The organism is Pantoea sp. 9140 (genome assembly GCF_000745295.1).
GTDB lineage: Bacteria > Pseudomonadota > Gammaproteobacteria > Enterobacterales > Enterobacteriaceae > Pantoea > Pantoea vagans.
The window spans coordinates 459,735-471,632 of the sequence record NZ_JQNO01000001.1 but is presented as its reverse complement, the minus strand read 5'-3'; the positions used below and the strand labels follow the sequence as shown (position 1 = coordinate 471,632).

The window sequence follows — 11,898 nt, the reverse complement described above, 5'->3', positions numbered from 1 at the left end:
AATCCCAGTAGTGACGCCGTTTGCAGGGCCATTTACACGTATTGATCACAAACAAAAAAAGGGCGCCGAAGCGCCCTTTTTAACCTGTCTGACTGATTTATTTGCCAAACATATCTTTTATCCACCCTGCTACGCCGTCGCTGTCTTTCTGCTCCTGCGGTTGCTGGGCTGGTTGCTGTTGCGGCTGCTGCTGCTGCTGCTGCTGTTGCTGGTCAAACAGCTGTTGCTGCTGCTGAACCTGCTGCTGTTGCTGACACAGCGCATTCGGATCCAGCGCCCACACCGGCAGAGAACGCCAGGTGCTGCTGCCCGTGCCACAGACAAAGTTACCGGCCGAATCGACATTCATCATCGACACATCTTCCGGCGGCGTCAGCTGCAACGGCATCGGTGCCTGATTGTCGAGATAGCGACGGTAGAGCTGCATCGCACCGCTGGCACCATAGAGTTTGGTCGGCTGGTTGTTATCACGGCCCACCCAGGTGATCGCCACTTCTTTACCATCAATACCGGCAAACCAGCTGTCGATCAGATCGTTAGTGGTACCGGTTTTTCCGGCCAGATGGGCATTCGGGAAACGCGCGCCCAGCGCACGGGCAGTACCGTGGTCAGCGACCTGCTGCATGGTGTAAAGCGTCAGATAAGCCGCCTGCGCCGGTTCCACACGCTGCGCCTGCGGATAGCTCTGATAGAGCACGCTGCCATCTTCTGCAATCACTGAACGCACCGCAGACAGTGACGCGCGGTTACCGCCGCTGGCGATCGACTGGAACGCCTGCGCCACTTCAACCGGCGTCAGGTTCAGGGCGCCCAGCAGCATCGCCGGAACCGGATGCAGCTGCTCTTTCGGCACACCCAGCTTGTTCCAGGTATCGACTACCGCATCCAGCCCCAGCGTCATACCGAGGTTAACCGTCGGCACGTTCATGGAGTTGGTCAGCGCATCCACCAGCATCACTTTGCCGCTGAAGCGACGATCGTCGTTCATCGGTTTCCAGATGGTGCCATTTGGCTGCTTCAGCGCGATCGGCTCATCGGCGATCCAGCTGTTCAGGCGGTAGCTGTTTGGCTGGCTCAGCGCGGTGAGGTAGGTCGCCGGTTTCGCCAGTGAACCGATAGAGCGACGTGCCTGCAGCGCACGGTTGTAACCGGCGTACTGCGGATCGGCCCCGCCGACCATGGCACGGACTTCGCCGCTGAAGCGGTCAACCACCACCATCGCGGTTTCCAGATCTTTCAGGCCGCGCTGTTTTTTCAGCGTCGGAATGCCATCAACCACCGCTTTTTCAGCTGCATCCTGCGACACCGGGTCCAGCGTGGTGAAGATTTTCACGCCGGAGAGATCTTTAATCTTGTCGCCCAGTTTCGCCTGCAGCTCGTTACGCACCATCTGCATAAAGGCAGGCTGCGGCGTGATCACGCCCCCTTTTGGCTGCACGCCCAGCGGACGCGCCGACAGCATGTCATACAGCTCCTGGTCGATCACTTTCTGCTGCTGCAACAGGCGCAGCACCAGGTTGCGGCGTTCCAGCGCCAGTTTCGGGTTGCGCCACGGGTTATAGAGCGATGCCCCTTTCACCATGCCAACCAGCATCGCCTGCTGATCCAGACTCAGTTCATCTACCGGACGGCCAAAGTAGTAGAGGCTCGCCAGCGGGAAACCGCGGATCTGATCGCTGCCCGCCTGACCGAGATAGACCTCGTTCAGGTAGAGCTCCAGGATGCGATCTTTGCTGTAGCGCGCATCCATGATCACCGCCATATAGGCTTCACGCGCTTTACGCCACAGCGAACGCTCATTGGTCAGGAACAGGTTCTTCACCAGCTGCTGCGTCAGCGTACTGCCGCCCTGCACCGCTTTTCCTGCCGTGATGTTCGCCAGGAAAGCGCGACCAATGGAGTACGGGCTGATACCATCATGCTCATAGAAATGGCGATCTTCAGTGGCGATCAGCGTATCGACCAGCAGATCCGGGAAACCGGTGCGCGGCACGAAGAGTCGCTGTTCACCATTCGGCGACTGCAGCATGGTGATCAGGCGCGGATCGAGGCGGAAAAAGCCAAAATCACGGCCGGTTTCGAGGTTTTTAATCTCGCTCAGCTCATCTTTCGCGAAGCTCATACGCGCGTGGATCTGCCCCTCTTTACTGTCGGGGAAATCAAACGGGCGACGCAGCAGATCGATGGTGTTGCCCTTCACCGAAAACTCGCCGGGGCGGGTGATACGGGAGACTTCGCGATACTGAGTCCCTTCCAGCAGCGCCACCATTTCACTTTTGTTGTAGGCCATGCCCGGTTCCAGGCTGACCATACGGCCATAGACGGTGGCGGGGAGTTGCCACACCTTACCGTCAATACGACTGCGAATTTCCGAGTCGAGGTAGATGCCCCACGCGGCCATAACCACCACAAACACCAGGAACAGTTTAATTATCCATCCCAGCCAACGGCGTTTGCCGCGCGGCGGTTTTCCACCTTTACCTTTACGTGGCACCGGCGCTTCCTCCTCGTCATCATTAAAATCGTCCTGATCGATATCCTGTTCGATATCCCTGCGTCGTCCCCGGCCCGCACTGCTGCGCGGCGGCAACGGTTTACCTTTGCGCCCTATTGGTTCGCGATCGTTCCCAGACATTACTTTTCTTCTCCAGGCAGTGCTTACGGCAGCGCCGCTACTCTAACTGCTTTCTCGCGTGCCGCATGGCAGAACCCTCTGAATTCGATCCAGCGGACTCAACCCTGCGGGGACATTTTTTTGGTTCGCCTTGTTGGCAAAGCGGTGGCCGGATCCTCTGGCCAGAGATGTTTCGGATAGCGTCCCTTCATCTCTTTCCTGACCTCCGGCCAGGCACCGCGCCAGAACGCCGCCAGATCGCGGGTGATCTGCAACGGTCGCTGGGCGGGCGATAGCAGCTCCAGCACCAGCGGGATACGTCCTTCCGCCACGGTGGGATTCTGCGCTTCGCCAAACATCTCCTGAATCCTGACCGCTAGCGCGGGCGGCTTATCCGCATCGTAGCGAATCGGCAGCCGGCTTCCGGTCGGCACAGTGTAATGAGTTGGCAGCACACTATCCAGCCGCTGACGTTGTGACCATGTGAGTAAATGTAAGAGCGCCGTTGTCAGGTTTACCGCCTGCAGGCTGCGCAGATCGCGTACCGCTGACATCTGCGGCAACAGCCACTGCGGCAGGCTCTCAAGCAACGTCTGATCGTCCATAGCGGGCCAGCTCTCTTCCGGCAGCCACTGTGCCGCACACTGGATGCGCAGGCGCAACTGTTCGGCATCCGGCGTCCAGCCCAATACCGACAGACCTTTTTCGGCGATCCAGCGCAGTATGGCGGCGTGCAGCACGTCCGGCTCCGGGCGCGCCATCGGCTGGGTCTTCAGGATCAGCGCGCCAATCTGCTCACGTCTGAACGCACGCAGCGTGCCCTTCTCTTCGTCCCATTCCACTTCAGTCCGGCGCTCAATCAGTGCGGGCTGCTGCTGGCACAGCGTTTCAATGTCGACCGGCAGTGCCAGCAGCATCCGGGCATCCGGCGTCGCACTGCTCTGCAACAGGGCGGGTGCAATCAGCCATTCGTTGCGCGTCAGGCCATCCTGCTCATCGAGTCTGGCCCCCAGCCCGTTGGCCAGTTGATAGCGACCGCTCTGGTCGCGACGCCGCGCCAGCCGATCGCCAAACCCCACCGCCAGCAGGCCCGCAAAGCGATCTTCATCGATCCGCCCGCCACGAATGTTGAGTCGCTGCTGCCACTGCTGCGCCCGCCGCTGCCATTGAGCCTGAGGCCGATGCAGCGCATCCCTCAGATCGGCACTGCCGCTGCGTGGAGGATCTTCCAGAATCGCCACCAGCAGCGCGGCGCTGGCGACCGCATCCGGCTCATCGCCTGCGGCACAGAGCATAGCAGCAAGTCGCGGATCGCAACCCAGCTGTGCCATACGCCGTCCCAGTGTGTTAAGCAGGCCGTTGCTGTCCAGCGCACCCAGACGGGTCAGCTGCCGTTGTGCCGCGTCCAGATTTCTGGCGGGCGGCTGATCCAGCCACTGCAGCTGTTGCGGCCCGGTACAGCCCCACTGCAGCAGATCCAGCCACAGCGACGAGAGATCGCTGTTCACGATTTCCGGTTCGCTCTGCGCTGCTGCACGTGACGCCTGCTCCTGCGGCAGCAGATGCAGACAGATTCCCGGCATCAGTCGCCCGGCGCGACCTGCGCGCTGAATCATTGAGGCCTGGCTGATGCGCTGCGTCTGCAGACGCGTTACGCCGCTGCGAGCGTCAAACAGGGCGCTGCGCTCCAGCGCACTGTCGACTACCAGGCGAATCCCCTCAATGGTCAGGCTGGTCTCGGCGATATTAGTGGCGAGCACCACTTTGCGACGTCCGGCGGCGGCGGGCAGGATCGCCCGTCGCTGCGCCGCCAGCGGCAGTGCGCCATAGAGTGGTGTCAGATCCACATCGTCACTGATGCGTGGTTCCAGCTCACGTTTCACCCGTTCAATTTCCGCCACGCCCGGCAGAAACAGTAGCAGTGACCCCTCTTCATCGCGCAGCAGCTGAGCGACTTCACGCGCGACCGCCTCTTCAAAGCGTACGTTCTGATTCAGCGACGCGTAACGCCGTTCAACCGGATAGCTGCGCCCTTCTGAAATAATCAGTGGCGCATCCGGCAGCAGCGCCGCCAGCCGGGCATTATCCAGCGTGGCGGACATCAGCATGATTTTAAGGTCGTCGCGTAATCCCTGCTGCACATCGAGCAGCAGCGCCAGCGCCAGATCGGCCTGCAGGCTGCGCTCGTGAAACTCATCGAGGATCACCAGCGACACGCCTTCCAGCATCGGATCGTGCTGAAGCATGCGTGTGAGCATCCCTTCGGTAACGACTTCCAGCCGGGTTTCTGGCCCGACGCAGCTTTCGCCACGCATCCGGAATCCCACCGTGGCACCCGGCTGTTCGCCGAGCTGCTCCGCCAGCCGCTGCGCCACATTACGTGCCGCCAGCCGGCGTGGCTCCAGCATAATGATGCGTCCTGGCAGCGCCGCCTGCTGCAACAACTGCAGCGGCAGCCAGGTCGATTTGCCCGCGCCGGTAGGGGCGGCCAGCAGGATTTGAGAGGCGTCACGCAGCGCCGCCAGGATGTCTGGCAGCACCGCGCTGACCGGTAAATCGCTCACAGCAAACTCCGCTTCTGCCTGTGCTAAGATGGCGCGCATTGTAGCATCCATCCGTGATATTTGCCGGAGAGCGCCATGGCGACACAACGCTTATTTTTTGCCATCAGCCTGCCTGACGAAATGCAGCAACAGCTGGTGCGCTGGCGGGCCGACACCTTTCCTGCAGAGGCAGGCACGCCTGTGGTCGCAGCGAATCTGCACCTGACGCTGGCGTTTCTGGGTGAGGTTGCACCGGAAACCTCACTGCGCCTGCAGACGCTGGCCTCCCGCATCGTCCAGCCCGGTTTCGATCTCGACCTGGATGATGCCGGGCACTGGCCGCGTCCCGGCGTGGTCTGGCTCAGCTGCCAGCGCGCGCCTCGCGGCCTGCTGCAGCTCGCCAGCCTGCTGCGGGCGCAGGCTGCCCGGCATGGCTGTTATCAAAGCCCACAGCCGTTTCATCCGCACATCACGCTGTTACGCCAGGCCACCCAGCCGGTTGCATTGCCACCACGCGGCTTTCACTGGCGTTTTCGCGTCTCCACCTTTTCACTGTTCGCCTCTGACTATGCCCGGGGCCGCGCCCGCTACCGCGCGCTGGCCAGCTGGCCATTAACGTCTCAGGATCCGCATGCACTTCTCTCCGCCCCTTAAATCCGCCCGCCTGATCGCCCGTTACAAACGTTTCCTGGCCGATGTCGAGACGCCAGAAGGCGAAGTGCTGACGATTCATTGCGCCAACACCGGTGCCATGACCGGCTGCGCCACGCCGGGCGATACAGTCTGGTATTCCACGTCCGACAGCCTGACGCGCAAATACCCTCACAGCTGGGAACTGACCGAAACGCAACAGGGCCACTGGATCTGCGTGAATACCCTGCGCGCGAACCAGCTGGTGGCTGAAGCGCTGGACCAGCATCAGCTGCCATCGCTGGCCGGTTATTCGCATCGACAGGCGGAAGTGAAATATGGCAGTGAAAAAAGCAGAATTGATTTCCTGCTCAAAGCAGAGGCACGGCGCAACTGCTATATTGAGGTGAAATCCGTAACCCTTTTACATGATGGTAAAGGCTATTTTCCGGATGCGGTGACGATTCGAGGACAGAAACACCTGCGCGAGCTGGCGACAGTGGCGGCAGAGGGTCATCGGGCCGTTTTATTGTTTGCCGTTTTGCACTCGGGGATTGAGGACGTTTCCCCGGCACGCCACATTGATGCGGCGTATGCAGAACAACTGGCTCAGGCGCAACGGGAAGGTGTAGAGGTTTTAGCGTATCAGGCAGACTTATCGGCAGAGGGAATGTTTCTTAAATCGCCAATCAACGTAACCTTGTAATATCTTTTGCAATTTTATGTGGTAAGAATGTTCTGAGCTAAGGGCTGATTACGCTGTTCCTCACAGGCTTGTCAAGGTGTGTTCATGAAGAATTGCCAACCCTGACTGCTTCTGTTATTTATAGCGGCCTGTTTTTTTCCCCAATGGGGGATCGATGTACCCCGCAGACGTCAGATGCAGGCCGGCAGTAACGCCCCTGCGGGACGTAAGTCAGAGGGTATAGTGCGTGTTATCCAGGAGAAGCAACATGCAAGAAGGTCAAAACCGTAAAACATCGTCCCTGAGTATTCTCGCTATCGCTGGCGTTGAGCCTTATCAGGTTAAGCCTGGCGAAGAGTATATGAACGACGCGCAGCTGACCCATTTTCGCAAGATTCTGGAAGCCTGGCGTAATCAATTGCGGGACGAAGTCGATCGTACCGTATCGCACATGCAGGATGAAGCCGCTAACTTCCCGGACCCGGTTGACCGTGCCGCGCAGGAAGAGGAGTTCAGCCTGGAGCTGCGTAACCGCGATCGCGAACGTAAACTGATTAAAAAGATCGAGAAGACGCTGAAGAAAGTCGAAGACGACGACTTCGGTTATTGCGATTCCTGTGGCGTTGAGATTGGTATCCGCCGTCTCGAAGCACGTCCTACTGCCGATCTCTGCATCGACTGTAAGACGTTAGCAGAAATTCGTGAGAAACAAATGGCCGGCTAATGTCGCGTCCAGCCTGTTACCACGCAGTGGAAAAACCGTTGTGTTGTCCGCTGCGTGGTCACTTCTGAACCCTATGTCACCTTCCTGCATTGGTCGCTTCGCCCCTTCTCCCTCTGGTGAACTTCATTTTGGCTCGCTGATAGCTGCCCTGAGCAGTTACCTGAGCGCGCGCGCGCAAAACGGCATCTGGCGGGTGAGAATTGAAGATATCGATCCGCCACGGGAAGTGCCGGGGGCCGCCAGCCGCATTCTGCATCAGCTGGAACACTACGGTTTGACGTGGGATGGCGAGGTGCTGTGGCAGTCGCAACGTCATGAGGCCTACCGTGACGCACTGGCCTGGCTGCAGCAGCATCGTCAGAGCTATTTCTGCACCTGTCCCCGACGTCGCATTCAGGAGATTGGCGGTTTCTATGATGGTTACTGCCGTGAACGGCAACGCGGACCAGAGAATGCCGCGCTGCGTTTACGCCAGCATGCGCCGGTCTTTGCCTTTGACGATCGATTACGCGGGCGCGTAGAGGCGGACAGCCGTCTTGCGCAGGAAGATTTTATTATTCACCGTCGCGATGGCCTGTTTGCCTACAACCTGGCGGTGGTCGTCGATGACCATTTTCAGGGCATTACCGAAGTGGTGCGCGGCGCAGATTTGATTGAGCCGACGGTACGGCAGATTGCGCTTTATCAGCAGTTTGGCTGGCCGGTGCCGGCCTGGCTGCACCTGCCGCTGGCGCTTAATCACGATGGCAATAAGTTATCGAAGCAGAATCATGCGCCTTCGCTGCCCGATGGCGATGCCAGACCCCTGCTGGTAGCGGCATTACGCTTCCTCGGACAGCCTGTTTCAGGCGGCTGGCAGGACTTAACGCAGGACAAACTGCTGTCTGACGCGGTGTCACAGTGGAATATCGCTTTGATGCCGCAACAGAACGCCCTGAAACCGGATGCATAGACAACAGCATTCTCAAACGGTTCTCAACAGGCTATGATTAGCCGCTGATTTTACCTACACCCTAATTGCCACTGTCGAGGTGTCCCATTTTTACCCGAGTAGCTAATTTTTGCCGGAAAGTCCTGAAGCGTGATGAAGAGGAAGCCCCAGCAGAGGTTGAACCAGAGCGTCTGATGACCATCATCCCTCGTGAAAGCCATACCATCTCACGTAAAGACATCAGCGAAAATGCCCTCAAAGTGCTCTATCGCCTGAACAAAGCCGGTTATGAAGCCTATCTGGTAGGCGGTGGCGTGCGCGATTTGCTACTGGGGCAAAAACCCAAAGATTTCGACGTGACCACTAACGCCACGCCTGAGCAGATGCGCAAGCTGTTCCGCAACTGTCGGCTGGTCGGTCGCCGTTTCCGGCTGGCACACGTGATGTTTGGCCCGGAAGTGATCGAAGTCGCCACCTTCCGTGGTCATCATCAGGTTGAAGAGATTGCGGAAGATCGCAACAGTTCGCAGCGCGCCCAGAGCGGCATGCTGCTGCGCGACAATATCTTCGGCTCTATCGAAGATGATGCCCAGCGTCGCGATCTCACCATCAACAGCCTCTACTACAGCGTGGCTGATTTCAGCGTACGCGACTATGTTGGCGGCATCAGCGATCTCGAACAGGGCATCATTCGCCTGATTGGCGATCCGGAAACCCGCTACCGCGAAGATCCGGTGCGCATGCTGCGCGTCGCGCGCTTTGCCGCCAAGCTCAATATGAGCATTGCGCCGGAAACCGCCGAGCCGATTCCCCGTCTGGCCTCGCTGCTGCGTGATATCCCGCCTGCGCGCCTGTTTGAAGAGTCCCTGAAGCTGTTGCAGGCGGGTTATGGCTACAGCACGTATCTGAAGCTGTGTGAATATCAGCTGTTCCAGCCGCTGTTCCCGACGCTGGCGCGCAACTTCACGGAAAACAGTGACAGCCACATGGAGCGGATGCTGGCACAGGTGCTGAAAAACACCGACAACCGCATTCATAACGACATGCGCGTGAATCCGGCGTTCCTGTTTGCAGCGATGTTCTGGTATCCGCAGCTTGAGGCGGCCGAACGCATTGCGCAGGAGAGTGGCCTGACCTACTTCGAAGCCTTTGCGATGGCGATGAACGATACGCTGGACGAAGCCTGCCGTGCGCTGGCGATTCCAAAACGTATTACCTCGCTGATCCGCGATATCTGGTTGCTGCAGTTACGCATGTCACGCCGTCACGGTAAACGCGCCTGGAAACTGATGGAGCATCCGAAATTCCGCGCCGCATACGATCTGCTGGCGCTGCGCGCGGAAGTGGAAAACAATCCGGAACTGCTGCGTCTGAGCCAGTGGTGGGGTGAATTCCAGGTCGCTGCGCCGCCGCATCAGAAAAACATGCTGAATAATCTGGGTGACGATCCGGTGCCGCGCAATAAATCGCGCCGTCCGCGCCGCCGCTCTTCCGCGCCACGTCGTGACAATCAAAACGTGTCATGACACGGGTTTACCTCGCGTTAGGCAGTAATCTGGCCGATCCGCTGCATCAGGTTGATGCAGCGCTGACAGCACTGGATGCGTTGCCGCAGACGCAACGCATCGCGACCTCGCCGTTCTATCGCACGCCGCCTTATGGCCCGCCCGATCAGCCCGATTTTCTCAATGCCGCCGTGGCGCTGGAAACCGATCTCAGCGCTGAAGCCCTGCTTAACCATACCCAGCAGATTGAGCGGGATCATGGCCGGATACGCAAGGAAGAACGCTGGGGACCGCGCACGCTGGATATCGATCTCATGCTGTTTGGCGACGCAGTTATTAACACTGAGCGGCTGATTGTGCCGCACTACGACCTGCTGAATCGCGCCTTTATGCTGGTGCCCCTGCTGGCGATTGCGCCCGATGCCCGCCTGCCCGATGGCCGCGCACTCAGCACCGTTCTGGCCACCCTCGACAGCAGCAACATCGTGCTGTGGCACGACTGATCAGACAAACGCACATCTCTGATTCCGCTCTTTCACGCTATCCAGTAAACTGCGCCCATCAGAATTCCTGAGTTGAGAGCGCCATGAAACCCACCACGATTTCACATCTGCGTCAGGCGAAAGCCAGCGGTAAAAAATTCGCGACGCTGACCGCCTACGATTTCAGTTTTGCCCGCCTGTTTGCCGATGAAGGCATTAAGGTGCTGCTGGTTGGTGATTCCTTAGGGATGACGGTGCAGGGGCACGACTCCACCCTGCCGGTTACGGTCAGCGACATCGCCTATCACACCGCCGCCGTGCGCCGTGGTGCGCCCCAGGCCCTGCTGCTCGCCGACCTGCCCTTTATGAGTTATGCCACACCAGAGAAGACCTTTGAGAGTGCCGCACAGCTGATGCGTGCCGGTGCCAATATGGTGAAACTGGAAGGCGGCAGCTGGCTGGCAGAGACCGTACAGATGCTGACCGAACGCGCCGTGCCGGTGTGCGGTCATCTTGGGCTGACCCCGCAGTCGGTGAATATTTTTGGCGGCTATAAAGTGCAGGGCCGTGATGAGGCCGGTGCCGATCAGCTGCTGGCCGATGCCCTGGCGCTGGAAGCGGCAGGCGCACAGCTGATGGTGCTGGAGTGCGTGCCGGTGTCGCTGGCGCAGCGGATCACCGGGGCGCTTACCATCCCGGTGATCGGCATCGGTGCCGGTAACGTGACCGATGGTCAGATTCTGGTGATGCATGACGCGCTGGGCGTAACCGGCGGTCATATTCCCAAATTTGCCAAAAATTTCCTGGCGGAGACCGGCGACGTTCGCGCGGCGATTCGCCACTATATCGCCGAAGTCGAGGCCGGAACCTATCCGGCGGCAGAGCACAGTTTCCAGTAATTCAGGAGAGTCACCGTGTTGATCATTGAAACGCTGCTGATGCTGCGCCAGGAAGTCCGTCGCTGGCGCCAGCAGGGTAAACGCATTGCGCTGGTACCGACCATGGGCAACCTGCATGAAGGCCATCTGACGCTGGTGGATGAAGCCCGGGCGCGCGGCGACATCGTCATTGTCTCGATCTTTGTCAATCCGATGCAGTTTGATCGCGCTGATGATTTAGCGCGCTACCCGCGCACCCTGCAGGAAGATTGTGAAAAGCTGAACCGCCATCAGGTTGACGTGGTCTTTGCGCCCTCCCCGGCTGAAGTCTATCCGCAGGGCGCGCAGAATCAGACCTTTGTTGAAGTGCCAGTGCTCTCTTCCCTGCTGGAAGGGGCAACGCGTCCAGGCCATTTTCGCGGCGTGGCCACCATCGTCAGCAAACTGTTTAATCTGGTGCAGCCCGATATCGCCTGTTTCGGTGAAAAGGATTTTCAGCAGCTGGCTATCATTCGTAAGATGGTGGCTGATATGGGCTTCGACATTGAGATTGTTGGCGTGCCAACCGTGCGGGCGAACGATGGCCTGGCACTGAGTTCACGCAACGGCTACCTGACATCCGATGAGCGCAAACTGGCCCCGGTGCTGAGCCAGGTGATGCATCAGATGGCTCAGCGACTTGAGAACGGCGAGCGTCACATTGAAGAGATTATCGAGACAGCCAGCGAGGCGCTGCTGGCACAGGGATTGCGTCCTGATGGCCTGGCAATCTGTGATGCGGAAACGCTGCAGCCGCTGACGGTGGACAGCCAGCGTGCGGTGGTGCTGATGGCCGCCTGGCTGGGTAAAGCCCGACTGATTGATAATCAAACTGTTGACCTGACGCTGTAAGTACGCCCGCTGCAG

General features: G+C 59.1%; 10 protein-coding genes. 8 read left to right on the top strand and 2 right to left on the bottom strand.

Going from position 1 to position 11,898, the window contains the following annotated elements:
* Positions 1-97: 97 nt before the first annotated feature.
* Entirely contained in the window at positions 98-2,635 is a 2,538-nt protein-coding gene (gene mrcB / locus FA92_RS02005; protein WP_033781917.1) for a bifunctional glycosyl transferase/transpeptidase, read from the bottom strand.
* Positions 2,636-2,733: 98 nt separating this feature from the next.
* Positions 2,734-5,217: an ATP-dependent helicase HrpB gene (hrpB, locus tag FA92_RS02000; protein ID WP_033781915.1), complete on the bottom strand. Its 2,484-nt coding sequence runs from the start codon at positions 5,215-5,217 to the stop codon at positions 2,734-2,736.
* 36 nt (positions 5,218-5,253) lie between these two features.
* On the opposite strand from hrpB, the gene thpR reads away from it, so the two are divergent.
* From thpR to panC, 8 genes are all read left to right on the top strand, one after another.
* Positions 5,254-5,811, top strand: coding sequence for an RNA 2',3'-cyclic phosphodiesterase (thpR, locus tag FA92_RS01995; protein WP_033781913.1), 558 nt, complete (start codon positions 5,254-5,256; stop codon positions 5,809-5,811).
* Positions 5,789-6,493 (top strand): DNA/RNA nuclease SfsA, encoded by a 705-nt coding sequence (sfsA, locus tag FA92_RS01990; RefSeq protein WP_033781911.1) that lies wholly within the window; start codon positions 5,789-5,791, stop codon positions 6,491-6,493. The genes thpR and sfsA overlap by 23 nt, the downstream gene beginning before the upstream one ends.
* A gap of 247 nt (positions 6,494-6,740) precedes the next feature.
* On the top strand, positions 6,741-7,196 hold the full coding sequence (gene dksA / locus FA92_RS01985; RefSeq protein WP_008925615.1) for an RNA polymerase-binding protein DksA: 456 nt from the start codon (positions 6,741-6,743) through the stop codon (positions 7,194-7,196).
* Between the two features lie 73 nt (positions 7,197-7,269).
* Positions 7,270-8,148: a tRNA glutamyl-Q(34) synthetase GluQRS gene (gene gluQRS, locus FA92_RS01980; RefSeq protein ID WP_033781909.1), complete on the top strand. Its 879-nt coding sequence runs from the start codon at positions 7,270-7,272 to the stop codon at positions 8,146-8,148.
* Positions 8,149-8,234: 86 nt separating this feature from the next.
* Positions 8,235-9,653 (top strand): polynucleotide adenylyltransferase PcnB, encoded by a 1,419-nt coding sequence (pcnB, locus tag FA92_RS01975; protein ID WP_218832235.1) that lies wholly within the window; start codon positions 8,235-8,237, stop codon positions 9,651-9,653.
* Entirely contained in the window at positions 9,650-10,135 is a 486-nt protein-coding gene (gene folK, locus FA92_RS01970) for a 2-amino-4-hydroxy-6-hydroxymethyldihydropteridine diphosphokinase (RefSeq protein WP_033781907.1), read from the top strand. Before pcnB ends, folK begins: the two co-directional genes overlap by 4 nt.
* A gap of 83 nt (positions 10,136-10,218) precedes the next feature.
* Positions 10,219-11,013, top strand: a complete 795-nt coding sequence (gene panB / locus FA92_RS01965; protein ID WP_033781905.1) for a 3-methyl-2-oxobutanoate hydroxymethyltransferase — start codon at positions 10,219-10,221, stop codon at positions 11,011-11,013.
* Between the two features lie 15 nt (positions 11,014-11,028).
* Positions 11,029-11,883, top strand: a complete 855-nt coding sequence (gene panC / locus FA92_RS01960) for a pantoate--beta-alanine ligase (RefSeq protein WP_033781903.1) — start codon at positions 11,029-11,031, stop codon at positions 11,881-11,883.
* Positions 11,884-11,898: the final 15 nt, after the last annotated feature.

Bases quoted from the DNA above. Each gene is read 5' to 3' on its own strand.
- mrcB (WP_033781917.1), bottom strand. From the start codon at position 2,635: ATGTCTGGGAACGATCGCGAACCAATAGGGCGCAAAGGTAAACCGTTG.
- hrpB (WP_033781915.1), bottom strand. From the start codon at position 5,217: ATGCGCGCCATCTTAGCACAGGCAGAAGCGGAGTTTGCTGTGAGCGAT.
- thpR (WP_033781913.1), top strand. From the start codon at position 5,254: ATGGCGACACAACGCTTATTTTTTGCCATCAGCCTGCCTGACGAAATG.
- sfsA (WP_033781911.1), top strand. From the start codon at position 5,789: ATGCACTTCTCTCCGCCCCTTAAATCCGCCCGCCTGATCGCCCGTTAC.
- dksA (WP_008925615.1), top strand. From the start codon at position 6,741: ATGCAAGAAGGTCAAAACCGTAAAACATCGTCCCTGAGTATTCTCGCT.
- gluQRS (WP_033781909.1), top strand. From the start codon at position 7,270: ATGTCACCTTCCTGCATTGGTCGCTTCGCCCCTTCTCCCTCTGGTGAA.
- folK (WP_033781907.1), top strand. From the start codon at position 9,650: ATGACACGGGTTTACCTCGCGTTAGGCAGTAATCTGGCCGATCCGCTG.
- panB (WP_033781905.1), top strand. From the start codon at position 10,219: ATGAAACCCACCACGATTTCACATCTGCGTCAGGCGAAAGCCAGCGGT.